This window comes from Planococcus notacanthi, assembly GCF_030407825.1.
Taxonomy (GTDB): domain Bacteria; phylum Bacillota; class Bacilli; order Bacillales_A; family Planococcaceae; genus Planococcus; species Planococcus notacanthi.
Window position 1 is genome coordinate 655032 of the sequence record NZ_JASDCQ010000001.1, and the last position, 15721, is coordinate 670752.

Genomic DNA, 15721 nt, shown 5'->3' on the forward strand with positions numbered 1-15721 from the left:
GTCGTCATGAATGGGAAATAACAGTTATTATGAGTCGGTTGAAAAAAACCGGCAGGAAATATCGATAGACAAAAATTCTGCTTTGTCGAGAGCAGCTCAGCGACAGGCACAAAAGCCTAGGCCAAACCCTAAAAAGAACAAAAGCCTATTGATGCCTGCGTTATTCTTTATTTTTATCTTAATACCCGTTACTTTACTGATTTTTGTAGCTTTCTTATATGAACCCGATGATTCATTGACAGCTAAACCTGCAGAAAATGAAGTGAGTTTTGAGATGAATTCCCAACCATCCAATTCTGCTGTAGTGGCGGCCGAGGAAGAAGAAAAAGAAAAAGACAAAGAAAAAGCGAAAAAAGCAGCTGAAGAAAAAGAGAAAGCTGCTGCAGAAAAAAAACAAGCTGAGAAAAAAGCTGCTGCAGAAGCCGATGCCGCTGAGAAAGCTGAAGCTGAAGCAAAGGCGAATGCTGAAGCTAAGGCAATAGCCGATGCACAAGCGAAGGAAAAAGCTGAAGCAGAGGCCAAAGCGAAGGCGGATGCAGAAGCGAAAGCCGTTGCTGATGCTCAAGCGAAAAAAGAGGCAGAAGCGAAAGCCGCTGCTGAAGCCCAGGCGAAAAAAGAAGCGGAAGCAAAAGCTGAAGCGGATAAAAAAGAAGAAGTGCCAAGCGCAAACGGCAAAACTTACGTGGTCCAGTCCAGTGAAACGCTTTACCGCATCGCCGTCAATAATTACGGTGCTGCAGGAGCCGCTGCGGCAGTCGAAAAGATCAAACAGGCTAATGGCTTGAGTTCAAACAGCATCAGCCCTGGCCAGACATTGATTCTGCCATAAGCAAATTCGGCTGATTAATAAACTTCCGAAAAGGGAATAGATGTTTATAGATTATAGAAGTGAGGCGAGCAGATGTTTGTAAAAAGCGTAATGGTCAAAAGAGAAAAATGCCATACTGTGCAGTTGGATGATTCCGTACAAGTAGGTTTTGAGTTGCTGGAAAAATACACAATTGATGCATTGCCTGTAGTGGAGGGAACCGAGTACAAAGGGATCTTCACTTGGTATTATGCCTATCGCGCATTTTTCCATTCCGGAAAAACAAAAGAAGAGTTTGCCAAAACCACTAAGGTCCGTGACGTCATTGTAAATGAAGATGTGTATTTGAATATCAATGATGTTTATGAAAAAGCATTGGTGGAATTGAATGATTTCCCGATCATTGCAGTTGTTGAAGACCATCAATTTTTGGGGATTGTAACGAGGTTTGATGTTGTCAATCAATTGCAAAGTGCTTTTGGCATGGACAGACCGGGCTATCGCATCACATTTACATCCGTAGAATCAGAAGGCCGTATCGGCCGCCTTGGTGAGATCATCGAAAAGTTCAAGGAATCGGTTGTTTCCCTTGTGACATTTGATGAGACCAATAAAATGGTTCGCCGCATTGTCCTGAAAATTGAAAAGAAAGACAACATTGACCGTTTTGTAAAAGAACTGGAGAAATCCGGCTTCCGTGTCTTGGATATCGCAGAAGATTAATTTTAAACTAAAATGAAAAAGCATAAGCCTCGCTTATGTTTTTTTCGTTTTTTGGAAGGACGCATCCCCTGATGAAATATTTTATCCGATTAGCTCTAGCAGCTTTTGCGCTGCTTCTTTTTATGGTGCGAAACGCTTTTGCGGAAAAGCTGAATAAGCAAACTATCCATCTGGCCTCAGAAAAGCCATTTGATCCATTTCAACTTCTTTTCATAGCAGATATCCATAGACGAACCATTAAAGCTGATCTTATTGATTTTCCGATCGATCTTATTGTCATCGGAGGCGATCTAGTCGAAAAGGGAGTGCCTTTGAAGCGAGTCGCTGAAAATATCAAAAACCTGACAGCTATCGCACCTGTTTATTTTGTATGGGGAAATAATGATCGTGAAGTGGATGAAACTTCACTCAGAAAAATTTTCGCGCATTACGGTGTGACTGTGCTGGATGACGAATCGGTGTCGCTATTCGGCAATAGCCGGTTGAAACTGGTTGGGCTGGATCATTTCGCTTACAAACCTGATGGCTTTGACAATGCATTTAAAGCTGTTGAAGTCGGTGATACCGTATTGTTTGTATCCCATACCCCTTTTGATTTTTGGAAAATCAAAGGGCCTTATTCAGCCGAATTGCTGCTGGCTGGCCATACTCACGGTGGCCAGATACGCATTGGTCCTTTCGGACTGTTTAAAAAAGGCTCGCTGAAAGTGAAAGAGGACCGGGTGGAGTTGATCAGCAATGGATTCGGTACGACAACACTCCACTTGCGTCTGGGAGCTCCAGCCGAATTTCATGTGCTGACCATAAAGCCTAAATTGAAATAAAATTTGTCACAAAGTGGATCCATCCATTATGCTTAAACAAGGATCAAGTACAGGAGATGTTTTGGAATGGAATATGTAGATGCTCTTATTATTGGAGGCGGCCCATGCGGATTGTCGGCCGCCATTGAATTGAAAGAAATCGGACTGCAGACGGTTGTGATTGAAAAAGGCAATATCGTTAATGCGATTTTCAATTACCCGACGCATCAAACCTTTTTCAGCACAAGTGAAAAGCTGTCTATAGGCGATGTCCCGTTCATCATTGAAGGACGCAAGCCGAAGCGCAATCAGGCGCTGGTCTATTATCGTGAAGTGGTAAAACGGAGCGGCATAAAAGTGCAGCCGTTTGAGACCGTGGAGCACGTGGAACGGAACGAGCAGGACGGTTCGTTCAGCGTCAAGACTTCAAAAGGCTATTATCAAGCAAAATATGTCATAGCGGCAACGGGCTATTACGATCAGCCCAATGCCTTGAATGTAGAAGGTGCAAAACTGCCGAAAGTGATGCATTATTTCAAAGAAGGCCATCCTTATTTTGATCAGGATGTGTTAATCATAGGGGGCAAGAACTCTGCTGTCGATGCTGCTCTGGAATTACATAAAGCAGGCAGCCGCGTCACGGTCTCCTATCATGGAACGAGCTACTCGAAAAGCATAAAACCATGGATTCTTCCGGAATTTGACGGTTTGGTAAGAAAAGGTGAAATCACCATGTTGTTTGATTCGATGGTCGACAAAATAACAGATACCAGCGTGGAACTGACTGTCAACGACCAAAAAGAAACGATTCCCAACCACTTCGTCTTTGCCATGATCGGCTATCATCCAGACCATGCTTTCTTAAAGTCGATGGGAATTTCCATTGATCCGGCTTCCGGTCGCCCGACTTTCAATGAGCAAACAATGGAAACCGAAGTGGAGAACCTTTATATCGCCGGCGTGATTGCGGCAGGCAATAATGCCAATGAAATCTTTATTGAAAATGGGCGCTTTCATGGACAGCAAATTGCGGAAGCTATTGCAAAAAAAGAAAGCACAGTTTAAATGTGCTGAGCTTGTAGCCAAAAGAATATTTATGTCGTTCAAAGAGTGAATATGCAATTTATTGTCTTTCTATTGGATCCTACACTCCAGGCGGACGCTTTCCTGCGGGCTTGCGCCGAACTAACTCGGACTGGCGCCCGAGTGGATTTCGACACTTCGCTATCCCGCAGGAAGCGAGTCGGGCTGTGCCTGACTCGTTTGCGACGAAGCTAGCGAAGCGATGCAGGAGCATATCTTTGCCCTTCGCCGCCTTGCGCTTCGGATCTTTGTATGAAGAAGCTACCAAGTTTATTGGGACGATGGTTTCCGGATTCTGACTAGCAGGCGATTTCCTTTGTTTGAAGCTACACGCCTCTGATCGGGCCGGCCACGGAGACTCCTCTGGAAGCAGCGCAGCGATGCAGGAGCACTGGTTTTTCGAGTGACGAGGAGGCTGAAGCTGAGTCCATGGAAAGCGAAGTGGCCAGTTCGGTTGGAGTTATACACTGTTATTCATTTTGAATAGACTTTGTCTCTAGTCTGAGCACAGTTTAAATGTGCTTTCTTTTTTTGTTTTGATTTGAACGGATATAAACCGTGAACAAGAAAGGGTGTTTATTTATGAAAAAGAAAGTTTCACTAATTACAACGGGCGGAACAATTGCCAGCAGGCAGGTGTCTAACGGGCTCTTGAAATCCGGAGCGATTTCAGGAAAGGAATTGGCTGAACTTTGCCAACTTCCTGAAGAAATAGAAGTCAAAGTGATTGACGTATTTCAATTGCCGAGCATGCATATCGGATTCGATCAAATGCTGGAAATCAGAGAAGCCATCCTCCGGGAACTTCAGGATCCGGAAGTGGAAGGGGTTGTCGTTACACATGGCACGGATACATTGGAAGAAACCGCTTATTTCCTGGACCTGACAATCGGCGATGATCGGACGGTTGTCGTTACGGGGTCTCAACGTTCACCTGAAGAAGTTGGAACCGATGTTTATTCAAACCTGCGCAATTCCATTTATGTGGCTGTAGATCATAATTTAAGAGGCATAGGGGCTGTGGCAGTCTTTAACGAACGGATTTACAGCGGCAAATACGTAAAAAAAGTCCATTCCAGCAATCTGCAGGGATTTGATTCGTTTGGGCATGGTTATTTAGGTATCATCGACAATGACACGGTACGTGTATACCAGAAACCTGTAATGCACGAAGTCCATTTGGTTGAAAGTCCATTGCCAAGAGTGGATATCATAAAATGCCATTCCGGACAGGATGGTTACTTGATTGATATGTTGGTGGCAGGGCCAACTAAAGGGATTATTTTGGAAGCGGCAGGAAGAGGCCAGGTATCACCGCATATGGTGGAAGCGATTGACCATGCAATCAGACAAGGGATTCCCGTAGTAGTGACGACCAGTGCGGAGGAAGGAAATGCTTATCCGGCTTATAGCTATCCGGGAAGCGCGCATGATTTGCTGACTCGGGGTGTCATTCTTGGAAGTGACTATGACAGCAAAAAAGCGCGCATCAAACTTGCGGTCTTATTGTCTGCCGATGCGGACATTCCAGCGAATGCTTTTGAAAGATAGGGAATCTTAAAAGACAGCTCAGGAAACCTGAAAATCATGGCAATAAACATGATACAATTAAGGTAATACAAACAAAGGGGTATAGCGTATGATTATTTTATTAACTGTAGCAATAGCCCCGAGTTTAGCACTGTTCAGTTACTTGTATTTGCGTGATCAATTTGCCAGTGAACCTTCGAAGCTGCTGTTTCAAAGTTTTTTATACGGAGCTATTTTGACTTTTCCAATTCTATTTGTCCAATATGTATTCGATGCTGAAGGCGTTTTTACCAGCGGCTTTGCCCAAAATGTCATTTTTTCCAGTGTAATCGAAGAATTTTTCAAATGGCTGGTTTTATTGATAGCTGTATACCGCCATGTCGATTTTGAAGATCCTTATGACGGGATTCTTTATGGAGCCAGTGTTTCTCTGGGATTTGCGACGGTGGAAAACATTTTGTATTTACTGGAATTTGGATTGCAGACCGCATTTCTGCGGGCATTTTTGCCGGTATCCAGCCATGCTTTGTTCGGCGTTGTCATGGGCTATTATTTCGGGAAAGCAAAATTCTCGAAAAGCAGCCAGCGCAGGCGTTGGCTTGGCTGGGCATTCCTCAGCTCAGTGATTCTGCACATGGCTTATAATACCAGTCTATATGTCTACGATAATATCATGTATGGAGCGATTCCATTTATGCTGTTTCTCTGGTGGTTTGGCCTTAAAAAAGTCAAACAGGCGCATTTGCTCTCTTTATCGCATTACCATGACCGCAATTCATCGATGCAATCCAGCGAACTGAAATAAATACCCGAAGAAAAGCCTCGATCTTAAAGGCTTTTTTTGTTGGAGAAATTTTGCTTTCAGCCGATCATTTTATGTTTGGAGTTAAGTTCAGCCCGGGCGCTGGTGCATTTCTTATGGTAAAATATGATGAATACATATGATGAGGTGACTATTTTGACGAAACCGATACAAATAGCAATTGATGGACCGGCAGCTGCGGGCAAAAGCACGATTGCAAAAATCGTGGCCGAAAAGCTGGGTTATGTTTACATCGATACGGGTGCAATGTACCGAGCTATCACATTAAAAGCATTAAATGAAGGCATTAATATGGCCAGCAATACAGAGGCAGGCAAATTATTGGCAGAAACGGAAATTGATCTGCAGCCGTCAGAAGATGGCCAATTGGTTTTTTTGGATAAAAAAGATGTAACAGAAGCAATCCGTTCTCAGCATGTGACAAAGGCTGTTTCAGAGATGGCTGCACATGAATTGGTCCGGTTGCGTATGGTGGAGCTCCAACAGCAATTGGCTGAAGCGCGCGGAGTGGTTATGGATGGCCGGGATATCGGAACACATGTCCTTCCACACGCTGCGCTGAAAGTGTTTATGTCGGCATCCGTAGAAGAACGTGCGAGAAGAAGATTTGAAGAAAATAAGAAAAGAGATATCCTGACTCCGCTAGAAGAGCTTCAGGCTGAAATCGCCAAACGGGATAAAATGGACAGCGAACGTGAAGTTGCTCCGCTTCGGCAGGCGGATGACGCCATTTATCTCGATACAACCGCTTTGACGATTGATCAGGCGGCACAGAAAATATTGAAACTGGCTGAAGAGAGGTTGGTGTAAAGTGAATTTATATGCAGTTGGCAAAGGTTTGGTCAAAACCGTATTAAGCCCTTTATATCGTTTCGAAGTCATCGGAGCTGAAAATTTTCCGAAAGAAGGCGGCATTCTTCTATGTTCCAATCATATTCACGCGCTCGATCCGCCTGTTGTCGGAATGACAGCACCAAGAACCGTTCATTTTATGGCAAAAGAGGAACTATTTAAAGCTCCGATCCTCGGACCGATCCTTCCGAAAGTCAATGCCTTTCCTGTAAAACGTGGGATGAGTGACCGCGAAGCGCTCCGGACTGCTTTAAAGATCCTAAAAAGCGGCGAAGTTGTCGGACTGTTTCCTGAAGGAACCCGTTCAACTGACGGCGTCCTAAAAAAAGGGCTGAGCGGTGCAGGTTTTTTTGCGCTGCGAGGCAATGCGGATGTAATGCCTTGTGCAATCATCGGACCTTATAAAGCGTTTCGCAAAGTAAGGGTGGTGTACGGTGAGCCGATTCTAATGCAGCCGTTCCGTGAACGAAAAGCATCGGTAGATGAGGTAACCGAAGCCATAATGGCAAGCATCCAGAAGATTCTGGACAACTATGCTGAGAATAAGTGATAATTTTTGTTTTTATTAGAGAATTCGAATAAAATAGAAGGTGGATAGTTTGTGAAGGAGGGCTACTTATGTCAGAGGAAACGAACATGATGGAAAACCGTGACTTCCAAACAGGAGATCGCGTGAAGGGGATAGTGGCAAAAATTGAAGAAAAGGCAGTAACCGTAACAATTGAAGGGGCACCTTTTGATGGCATTATACCCATTAGTGAGTTATCGAGCCTGCATATCGAAAAAGCGTCGGATTCTGTACAAGTCGGTGATGAACTGAATCTGATCATCACGAAAGTGGAAGATGAAAATTTTGTTTTATCCAAACGCAAAGTCGATGCCGAACAGGCATGGGACGAATTGGAGAAAAAGTTTGAATCTGGTGAGATTATCGAAGCTGAAGTGAAAGACGTTGTGAAAGGCGGTTTGGTAGTCGATTTGGGCGTGCGCGGATTCGTACCGGCTTCTTTAGTGGAAGACTATTTTGTTGAGTCTTTCGAGGACTACAAAGGCAAAGTGCTGACTTTCAAGATTGTAGAAATGGAAAAAGAAAACAATCGCCTGATTCTTTCTCACCGAGCGGTGGTCGAGAAGGAAAAAGAATCCCAGAAAGAGCAGGTAATGGAACACATTCACGCTGGAGACGAGCTGAAAGGGAAAGTTCAACGGATTGCTTCTTTCGGTGCTTTTGTCGATATCGGAGGAGTGGACGGTTTGGTCCATATCTCGCAGCTGTCGCATGAGCATGTAGAAAAGGTATCTGATGTTGTTACGGAAGGGCAGGAAGTGACTGTCAAAGTGCTGTCTGTCGACCGTGATTCAGAACGCATTTCCTTGTCCATTAAAGATACCTTGCCAGGGCCATGGGATTCCATCGATGAAAAAGCGCCGAAAGGTTCTGTTCATGCCGGAACAGTTAAGCGCTTGGTCAGCTATGGTGCATTTGTGGAAGTATTGCCCGGAGTTGAAGGGCTGGTCCATATTTCTCAAATCGCCCACAAGCATATCGCGACACCGAATGAGGTGCTGACAGAAGGCCAAGAAGTTCAGGTCAAAGTGTTGGAAGTCAACAAAGCAGACAAACGCTTGTCCCTCAGCATCAAAGAATTGCTGGAAAAAGAAAGCGGCCAGGATTTTTCTGAGTACGATATGCCTGAAGAATCGACCGGATTCTCGATCAGTGATGTAATCGGTGATAAACTGAAAGGCTTTAAATCCGAATAATATGTCGAGAGCTCAGCGTAAAATGGATCATATACAATATGCTTTATCCACAGGACAAAGCAAAAAAAACATGTTCAATGATATTCGTTTCGTGCATCAGGCTTTACCGGATAGCGCGGTATCAAGTATCAGCATAAAACCGAAAACAGGTGATTTGAACTTGAAATCACCTGTTTTTATTAATGCCATGACAGGTGGCGGAGGCAGAGATACTGAACAGTTGAATGGCCTGCTTGCGCGAGTTGCCAAAGAGACGGGAGCAGCCATGGCGGTCGGATCACAAATGTCGGCACTTAAAGACCGTAATGAGCGGCAATCTTATGCTATCGTGCGAAAAGAAAATCCGCATGGCATCCTATTTGCCAATCTGGGAAGCGAAGCTACGGTCCAGCAGGCACAGGAAGCAGTCGAAATGATCGAAGCCAATGCTCTGCAAATCCACTTGAATGTGGTGCAGGAATTGACGATGCCTGAAGGGGATCGTGATTTCCGTGGGGCATTCGACCGTATACAGGCAATCGCTGAACAGCTCCAAGTCCCGGTGATTGTTAAGGAAACAGGTTTTGGAATGTCCCGGGAAGCGGCTGAAAAATTAGCGGGAACTGAAGTTGCAGCTATTGATGTCAGTGGCTTTGGCGGCACGAATTTCGCCTCGATTGAAAACGAACGCCGCAGAAGAAAGCTGGCCTATTTTGAAGATTGGGGAATTCCGACAGCCGCAGCAATTGTGGAAGTGAAGAGCGTCTTTAAAAAGATGGTTCTCGCATCTGGTGGCATACAGGATGCCCAGGACATGATCAAAGCCTTTTTATTGGGTGCGGATGCTGTCGGCTTGGCAGGCTCTTTTTTGAAGACAGCCATGCAAGAAGGCGAAAAGCAGCTGATCGAAGAGATAGAAGCGCTGCATGAAGACTTAGCGATGATGATGACGGCTCTCGGAGCTGAAAACCTGACGGATCTGCAGAAATGTCCTGCGGTCATTTCGGGAGAATTGGCGCAGTATCTCAGTGCCAGAGGCTTTAGTCCGGCTTCATATGCAAATCCGAAGAAAAACTGAATATTACACATTTAAAGGGGATGGACATTTAACTGATGCCATCGCCTTTTTCGTGTATAATAGGCATATCAGAAGTGGAAGGATGAATTTTATATGTCAAAACCGGTAGTAGCAATAGTTGGCCGGCCGAACGTTGGTAAGTCCACGATTTTTAATCGCGTGGTAGGAGAACGGGTTTCCATAGTGGAAGATATTCCAGGAGTAACGCGTGACCGTATTTACAGCTCGGCAGATTGGCTGACACATGAATTTAATATTATAGATACGGGAGGCATCGATCTTCGTGACGAGCCATTCCTTGAACAAATCCGTCAACAGGCAGAAATTGCCATGGACGAAGCGGATGTCATCATTTTCCTTGTCAACGGGCGTGATGGTGTCACAACGCAAGATGAACAAGTAGCCAAAATTCTTTATCGTACAAAAAAACCGGTCATTCTGGCCGTCAATAAAATCGACAATCCCGATATGCGCCACCTGATCTATGATTTTTACACATTGGGAATGGGCGAGCCTTTTCCTCTTTCAGGATCTCACGGATTGGGTCTAGGGGATCTTTTGGACGAAGTGGCCAAAAACTTTCCGACCGAAGACGATGAGGAGTATCCGGATGATGTCATCAAATTCTCATTGATCGGCCGTCCAAACGTCGGCAAATCTTCTCTTGTAAACTCATTTTTAGGGGAAGAACGCGTTATTGTGAGCGAAGTCGCGGGAACGACACGCGACGCTATCGATACGCAATATGAATACAATGATCAGCCGTATGTCATTATCGACACGGCGGGAATGCGCAAAAAAGGGAAAGTTTATGAAACAACTGAGAAGTACAGTGTATTGCGCGCTTTGCGTGCCATCGAACGCTCAGACGTTGTTTTAGTGGTCTTGAACGCAGAAGAGGGCATTCAGGAGCAGGACAAAAAAATTGCCGGTTATGCACATGAAGCTGGCAAAGCAGTCATTATCATTGTCAACAAATGGGATGCTGTTGAAAAAGATGAAAAAACCATGAATGTCATGACACGCAAAATCCGTGAGCATTTCCTGTTTCTGGATTATGCACCGATTATGTTTGTGTCGGCAATCAGCGGCAAGCGCGTCCACAATATTTTGGAAATTGTCAATAAAGTCAATGACAACCATTCAAGACGAATCCAATCGAGTATTTTGAACGAAGTGATCGAAGACGCAGTAGCCATGAACCCGGCACCATCAGACAAAGGCCGTCGTCTGCGTGTTTATTATGCAACCCAAGTGGCCATCAAGCCTCCGACATTCGTTGTCTTTGTCAACGAGCCGGAGATGATGCACTTCAGTTATGAACGCTTCTTGCAAAACCGGATTCGTGAGAGTTTCGATTTTGAAGGAACTCCGCTTCGTCTTATCACGAGAGCGCGTACTTAAGGTAAAAAGGTGGTTTAATCTTATGGAAAAAGTTTCTGTTTTTGGAGCAGGAAGCTGGGGAACTGCGTTGAGTTATGTACTTGCTCAAAACAACCACAATCTATTGCTCTGGACACATCGTCAGGAGCAAGCAGACGAAATTAACCAGCATACCAATAAACGCTATTTGAAAGATACACAGCTACCGGAAAATCTGAAAGCAACCAGCGATTTATCAGAAGCTGTTGAGCATGGAGATATTTATGTATTGGCTGTTCCGACCAAAGCCATCCGTGAAGTCTGCCAGGACATTAAAAAAAGTCTGAATCGGAAAATTCTGTTCGTCCATGTTTCTAAAGGAATCGAACCGGATTCCTTAAAACGGATCAGCGAAATGATCCGTGAAGAAATTCCGGAGCAATGGATTGAAGATGTTGTCGTCCTGTCCGGACCCAGCCATGCGGAAGAAGTAGTGCAAGAGCATCCAACGACTGTAACGGCTGCCTGTGCGAACACAGAAGCAGCCAACCGCATTCAGGATCTGTTCATGAACCATTATTTCCGTGTTTATACGAATACCGATGTAATCGGTGTGGAAATCGGCGGAGCCTTGAAGAACATCATTGCTCTGGCTGTTGGAATCACAGACGGCTTGGGCTACGGCGACAACGCCAAAGCTGCTATCATGACGCGGGGGCTGGCTGAAATTGCACGCCTCGGTGTGAAGATGGGTGCAACTCCGTTAACTTTCTCCGGTTTGACCGGTGTGGGTGATTTGATCGTGACTTGCACCAGTGTGCATTCACGTAACTGGCGGGCAGGAAACATGCTTGGCAAAGGAAAATCATTGGACGAAGTGCTGGAAGAAATGGGCATGGTTGTCGAAGGGATACGGACGACGAAAGCAGCGTATCAATTATCAAAAGCTTATGACGTTCCGATGCCGATTACGTCTGCACTTTATGCCGTTCTATTCGATAATGTGTCGACCGATGACGCTGTTGAAAAGCTGATGGGCCGCATGAAGAAGAACGAAATGGAAGATTTGATCAACTTGCTTTAATTGTCACAAAAGAAGAGGGTGCAAGCTGCAGCCTCTTCTTTTTTTATGCTATACTATTGACTGAAACAGTATGAAAGGCGGGCATTTATGAGTGCGTTAGATAAAATGTGGGTATCGTTTGCCGGAATTGCTTTTTTGATGATTTCGATGGGTTTTATCTACTTGAGCAGATACAAGTTAAAAAATGGCATCCTTAAATTTATTTTTGCGCTAGTTGCTTACATTTTGCTGATTCTTGGATTCTTTATCATGATATTCATAGTATTCAGCGGCCCTACAGGCGGCGCTTGAGGTGAGGAAAATGAAAAAACCGACAATGTTTATTCTGCTTTTGCTCATTACCGTCTTTTTGACGGCCTGCGGATATCCGCAAAGTGAGAGAGCGGAGAACCAGATTCCTTATGAGGATCAATTGATTACCGTACAAAATGCAGTAAATCAATACAGAGGTGCATCAGGCGGCTTGTTGCCGATCAAAACTCGGGATATGGAAGTGGACCAATATATTAAGTACCCGATCGATTTTTCGAAAATCGTACCGGATTATACAGCAGAGGTCCCGACTAACGCATTTGAAACGGGCGGCATTTTTCAATATGTCCTGATGGATGTAGAAGAGAATCCAACCGTAAAACTTGTGGATTTGCAGGCGGCAGAAGCAATCAGATCCGTGAATGTGCGGAAAAGTGCAAACGGCGGAAAAGCGCCGATTTCTGAAATCCTTGCAGACAATGTTTATAAGTTCAATCACGATGCGATGGGGTTCTCGGAAGAACCGACAGTAGTCAGCCCATACAGTGGCCGTAATTTGCCGATGGTCATTACGGGCAGCGGAGATGTCTATATTGATTACTCGATGGATCTCTATTCAGCTCTTCAGGAATATGAAGGGGAGCTGGAAGCCGGTCAAGACATTCGCTTTATTCTGTACGAAGACCATGCAGTGGTGCCAGCTTATTCACTTCCGTACACTATAAATGAAGACAACGAACCGGTATTCTTAACCGAGTAAAAAACATTGATATGACGCGTTTTTAATAGAAATGACCCCTTTTTAGAAAATTTTGTTAGTATTTGGGGGTTTTATTGAAAAAGCAGGCTGTTTGTTGTTGCTATGCGATTTTCGATGTGATACTCTTTTTACAGGATTGATGGTTGCATCCCCTTTGAGAGGAGGTGAATAGCATGAACAAAACAGAATTAGTGAACTCTGTTGCTGAAGCAGCTGAACTTTCTCGTAAAGACGCTGCCAAAGCAGTTGACGCTGCATTTGAGACGATTCAAGACGCTCTTACTAAGGGTGAAAAAGTACAGTTGATCGGATTCGGTAACTTTGAAGTACGCGAACGCGCGGCCCGCAAAGGACGTAACCCACAAACTGGTGCTGAAATTGAGATCGCTGCAAGCAAAGTTCCTGCATTTAAGCCAGGTAAAGCGCTTAAAGACGCAGTGAAGTAAGCTTTAGCCTCTGTACATAGGATGACTTTTGCGAGACACAATCTTGCAGAAGTCATTCTTTTTTTGAGTCAACAATTTTGCGAAACACCTGTGCGTATGCTACGATTCATGTGAGAAAAGCGGAAGGAGCCGTTAAGACCCGACAGGCATAAGGCAGACCGGCAGAGTGGCGTTTTTTGCCGCACAGCTGGGCTGACTTATGACCCCGAGGGTCTGGCTCCCGACGCTAGACAGTGAGAAAAGCGGAGGCGATCGAGCAAAACCCGACGGGCATAAGACGGGCCGCCGAAGTGGCGCACTTTGCCACACAGGCGGCACGGCTTATGACCCCGAGGGTTTGATCGCCGAAGCTAGACAGTGAGAAAAGCGGAGGCGGCCGTTCTGCTCCGACAGGCATAAGACGATCTGGCGAAGCGGCGTACTTTGCCGCACAGCCAGAGTGGCTTATGACCCGAGGTGCAGGCCGCCGAAGCTAGACGGTGAAAAAAGCGGAGGCGGCTAAGGAAGGTAACCTAAAACCGCGGCTTCCTGCCGCAACGGTTACCTGACCCACATCCTGCGGGCCGCCGGAGCTGTACAATGAGAAATATGCACATACAAGTGGAGATTGCTGACATACAAAGAAAATCCACCGGTTAGCCATCCTGCTGCCAAAAAAATAACCGATTCGTCTTCAACAGGAGGAAACAGAATGATAGATGTGAAAGCACAAACAGTAGACCTAGATAAAATTGAAAAAGCTGTCTCGATGATTTTGGAAGCAGTTGGGGAAGACGTAAGCCGAGAAGGATTACAGGATACGCCTAAAAGGGTAGCTAAGATGTACGCCGAAGTATTTTCTGGATTAAAAGAAGATCCAAGAGAATATTTTAAAACAGTTTTTCATGAAGGCCACGAAGAACTCGTGCTCGTTAAAGATATTCCTTTCTACTCGATGTGCGAACATCATCTTGTTCCGTTTTTCGGAAAGGCACATATCGCCTATATTCCTCGCGACGGAATCGTGACAGGATTAAGCAAACTGGCTCGTGCTGTGGAGACGGTCGCTAAACGCCCGCAGCTGCAGGAACGCATTACTTCTACGATTGCAGACTCTCTGATGGAAACCTTAAACCCGCATGGCGTATACGTCATGATTGAAGCAGAACATATGTGCATGACTATGAGAGGCATTAAGAAGCCAGGATCCAAGACGGTAACCGCTGTTGCACGCGGCATTTTAGAAACGGACGACATAAAGCGTTCAGAAGTAATCACATACATTAATATGAATTAAATTGGAAAAGCAGGTGTAGACATGGCTCAAACGGAATACATTGTAATTCGCGCCCAAGAAGATGGCGTGAACGTAATCGGACTGACACGCGGTAATGACACAAAATTTCACCATACTGAAAAATTGGATAAAGGCGAAGTGATGATTGCTCAATTTACGGAGCATACTTCAGCTATGAAAATCCGCGGCAAAGCGGAAATTCATTCTGCCCATGGTATCGTTGAAAGTGACGCTAAAAAATAAACGATATTGGATGAAGGCAAGGCTTTGCCTGTGATATACTATTGTAGTATGGCTAAATCATGAATGGAGCAAGCAGTATGAATGGACACCAAATACAATCGAAAATTATTTCCATGGGGATTGAAGTCTTGGACGCTGTGCGCCAGCGGACACTCGATCAATATACAGAAGGTCCATCGGTAAAAGAATCCCGTTTGTTTTTTTTGCTACTGCCTTTTTTTGACGGAAAAGAGTGGTCGCCTGAAATTGAAGCCTCAGCAAAGACAGTTTCCATCGTTTATGCCGCTTTGCATGCCCATGATCAAGTAAGGGAAGATGCTCCAATTATCAAAGAGCAGCAGCTAACGGTGTTGGCTGGAGATTTATACAGCGGCATTTATTACCAGATGCTGGTCAATACGAAAAATATTGCGATGGTCCAGCGATTGGCTTCAGCTATCATCCAAGTGAGCGAAAAGAAAACATCCTTTTTTGAAGGAGTTGTTCGTCCGCTGGAGGAAGTGGAAGATGCCATCAGCATTATTGAAACAGAACTTTTAATGTCATTTTATCGATTTTATGGTTTTACCGAATACGAAACGCTTGCTAAGCAAGCATTGCTTTATATCCGCTACGCTGATGAATTGCAGCGGTTGCAGTCTAAAAACTATTCGCATGCATTGCGCGAATTGAATACCAGTTTTGTTCACGAAATCTATACAGAGCATTGGCTGCTGGAAAAACTGGACAGTCTCCATGGGAAAATTTTGACGTCCATTGCTGACTGTTCGTTGGATTATGAACTGGAAAAATATTTGCTCCATCAAATAACCCCGCACCAGCATAGAGCTGAGCAGCTGACCCGAGAAGGATGAC

Annotated in this window: 18 protein-coding genes; all 18 read left to right on the forward strand. The window is 44.9% G+C overall.

What is annotated here, in order from left to right:
- Window positions 1-10 precede the first annotated feature (10 nt).
- Complete coding sequence (locus QMA01_RS03055; protein ID WP_290186085.1) at window positions 11-829, forward strand: LysM peptidoglycan-binding domain-containing protein; 819 nt, start codon at window positions 11-13, stop codon at window positions 827-829.
- Window positions 830-901: 72 nt separating this feature from the next.
- On the forward strand, window positions 902-1531 hold the full coding sequence (locus QMA01_RS03060) for a CBS domain-containing protein (RefSeq protein ID WP_191714219.1): 630 nt from the start codon (window positions 902-904) through the stop codon (window positions 1529-1531).
- A 71-nt stretch (window positions 1532-1602) separates the two neighbouring features.
- Window positions 1603-2355: a metallophosphoesterase gene (locus QMA01_RS03065; protein WP_191714220.1), complete on the forward strand. Its 753-nt coding sequence runs from the start codon at window positions 1603-1605 to the stop codon at window positions 2353-2355.
- Window positions 2356-2421: 66 nt separating this feature from the next.
- Entirely contained in the window at window positions 2422-3399 is a 978-nt protein-coding gene (locus tag QMA01_RS03070) for a YpdA family putative bacillithiol disulfide reductase (RefSeq protein WP_290186082.1), read from the forward strand.
- Window positions 3400-3999: 600 nt separating this feature from the next.
- The gene (locus QMA01_RS03075) at window positions 4000-4968 is read left to right on the forward strand and encodes an asparaginase (RefSeq protein ID WP_191714222.1); all 969 of its coding nucleotides are present in this window, start codon (window positions 4000-4002) and stop codon (window positions 4966-4968) included.
- A gap of 88 nt (window positions 4969-5056) precedes the next feature.
- Window positions 5057-5752, forward strand: coding sequence for a glutamic-type intramembrane protease PrsW (gene prsW, locus QMA01_RS03080; protein ID WP_191714223.1), 696 nt, complete (start codon window positions 5057-5059; stop codon window positions 5750-5752).
- Between the two features lie 153 nt (window positions 5753-5905).
- A complete protein-coding gene (gene cmk, locus QMA01_RS03085) occupies window positions 5906-6580 on the forward strand; it encodes a (d)CMP kinase (protein ID WP_191714224.1) in 675 nt (224 codons plus the stop codon).
- A 1-nt stretch (window position 6581) separates the two neighbouring features.
- Entirely contained in the window at window positions 6582-7172 is a 591-nt protein-coding gene (locus QMA01_RS03090) for a lysophospholipid acyltransferase family protein (RefSeq protein WP_191714225.1), read from the forward strand.
- 68 nt (window positions 7173-7240) lie between these two features.
- Window positions 7241-8386 carry a 30S ribosomal protein S1 gene (gene rpsA / locus QMA01_RS03095; protein WP_191714226.1) on the forward strand — a complete coding sequence of 382 codons (1146 nt, stop codon included), beginning with the start codon at window positions 7241-7243 and terminating at the stop codon, window positions 8384-8386.
- Between the two features lie 22 nt (window positions 8387-8408).
- Window positions 8409-9443, forward strand: a complete 1035-nt coding sequence (gene fni, locus QMA01_RS03100; protein WP_290214255.1) for a type 2 isopentenyl-diphosphate Delta-isomerase — start codon at window positions 8409-8411, stop codon at window positions 9441-9443.
- A gap of 93 nt (window positions 9444-9536) precedes the next feature.
- Entirely contained in the window at window positions 9537-10847 is a 1311-nt protein-coding gene (der, locus tag QMA01_RS03105; protein ID WP_191714228.1) for a ribosome biogenesis GTPase Der, read from the forward strand.
- A 22-nt stretch (window positions 10848-10869) separates the two neighbouring features.
- Entirely contained in the window at window positions 10870-11889 is a 1020-nt protein-coding gene (locus tag QMA01_RS03110) for an NAD(P)H-dependent glycerol-3-phosphate dehydrogenase (RefSeq protein ID WP_290186073.1), read from the forward strand.
- A gap of 87 nt (window positions 11890-11976) precedes the next feature.
- Window positions 11977-12180 carry a DUF2768 domain-containing protein gene (locus QMA01_RS03115; protein WP_191714230.1) on the forward strand — a complete coding sequence of 68 codons (204 nt, stop codon included), beginning with the start codon at window positions 11977-11979 and terminating at the stop codon, window positions 12178-12180.
- A 10-nt stretch (window positions 12181-12190) separates the two neighbouring features.
- Window positions 12191-12901: a hypothetical protein gene (locus tag QMA01_RS03120; protein ID WP_191714231.1), complete on the forward strand. Its 711-nt coding sequence runs from the start codon at window positions 12191-12193 to the stop codon at window positions 12899-12901.
- 173 nt (window positions 12902-13074) lie between these two features.
- Window positions 13075-13347, forward strand: coding sequence for an HU family DNA-binding protein (locus QMA01_RS03125; protein WP_006829858.1), 273 nt, complete (start codon window positions 13075-13077; stop codon window positions 13345-13347).
- Between the two features lie 691 nt (window positions 13348-14038).
- Window positions 14039-14623: a GTP cyclohydrolase I FolE gene (gene folE, locus QMA01_RS03130; RefSeq protein ID WP_191714232.1), complete on the forward strand. Its 585-nt coding sequence runs from the start codon at window positions 14039-14041 to the stop codon at window positions 14621-14623.
- A gap of 21 nt (window positions 14624-14644) precedes the next feature.
- Window positions 14645-14866 (forward strand): trp RNA-binding attenuation protein MtrB, encoded by a 222-nt coding sequence (gene mtrB / locus QMA01_RS03135; RefSeq protein WP_142826459.1) that lies wholly within the window; start codon window positions 14645-14647, stop codon window positions 14864-14866.
- Window positions 14867-14943: 77 nt separating this feature from the next.
- Window positions 14944-15720 carry a heptaprenyl diphosphate synthase component 1 gene (locus tag QMA01_RS03140; RefSeq protein ID WP_191714233.1) on the forward strand — a complete coding sequence of 259 codons (777 nt, stop codon included), beginning with the start codon at window positions 14944-14946 and terminating at the stop codon, window positions 15718-15720.
- Window position 15721 lies beyond the last annotated feature (1 nt).

Coding starts and splice junctions, on each gene's coding strand:
- QMA01_RS03115 (WP_191714230.1), top strand. CDS start 11,977: ATGAGTGCGTTAGATAAAATGTGGGTATCGTTTGCCGGAATTGCTTTT.
- rpsA (WP_191714226.1), top strand. CDS start 7,241: ATGTCAGAGGAAACGAACATGATGGAAAACCGTGACTTCCAAACAGGA.
- folE (WP_191714232.1), top strand. CDS start 14,039: ATGATAGATGTGAAAGCACAAACAGTAGACCTAGATAAAATTGAAAAA.
- der (WP_191714228.1), top strand. CDS start 9,537: ATGTCAAAACCGGTAGTAGCAATAGTTGGCCGGCCGAACGTTGGTAAG.
- fni (WP_290214255.1), top strand. CDS start 8,409: ATGGATCATATACAATATGCTTTATCCACAGGACAAAGCAAAAAAAAC.
- mtrB (WP_142826459.1), top strand. CDS start 14,645: ATGGCTCAAACGGAATACATTGTAATTCGCGCCCAAGAAGATGGCGTG.
- QMA01_RS03070 (WP_290186082.1), top strand. CDS start 2,422: ATGGAATATGTAGATGCTCTTATTATTGGAGGCGGCCCATGCGGATTG.
- QMA01_RS03120 (WP_191714231.1), top strand. CDS start 12,191: ATGAAAAAACCGACAATGTTTATTCTGCTTTTGCTCATTACCGTCTTT.
- QMA01_RS03055 (WP_290186085.1), top strand. CDS start 11: ATGGGAAATAACAGTTATTATGAGTCGGTTGAAAAAAACCGGCAGGAA.
- QMA01_RS03125 (WP_006829858.1), top strand. CDS start 13,075: ATGAACAAAACAGAATTAGTGAACTCTGTTGCTGAAGCAGCTGAACTT.
- QMA01_RS03110 (WP_290186073.1), top strand. CDS start 10,870: ATGGAAAAAGTTTCTGTTTTTGGAGCAGGAAGCTGGGGAACTGCGTTG.
- QMA01_RS03065 (WP_191714220.1), top strand. CDS start 1,603: ATGAAATATTTTATCCGATTAGCTCTAGCAGCTTTTGCGCTGCTTCTT.
- QMA01_RS03075 (WP_191714222.1), top strand. CDS start 4,000: ATGAAAAAGAAAGTTTCACTAATTACAACGGGCGGAACAATTGCCAGC.
- QMA01_RS03060 (WP_191714219.1), top strand. CDS start 902: ATGTTTGTAAAAAGCGTAATGGTCAAAAGAGAAAAATGCCATACTGTG.
- prsW (WP_191714223.1), top strand. CDS start 5,057: ATGATTATTTTATTAACTGTAGCAATAGCCCCGAGTTTAGCACTGTTC.
- QMA01_RS03140 (WP_191714233.1), top strand. CDS start 14,944: ATGAATGGACACCAAATACAATCGAAAATTATTTCCATGGGGATTGAA.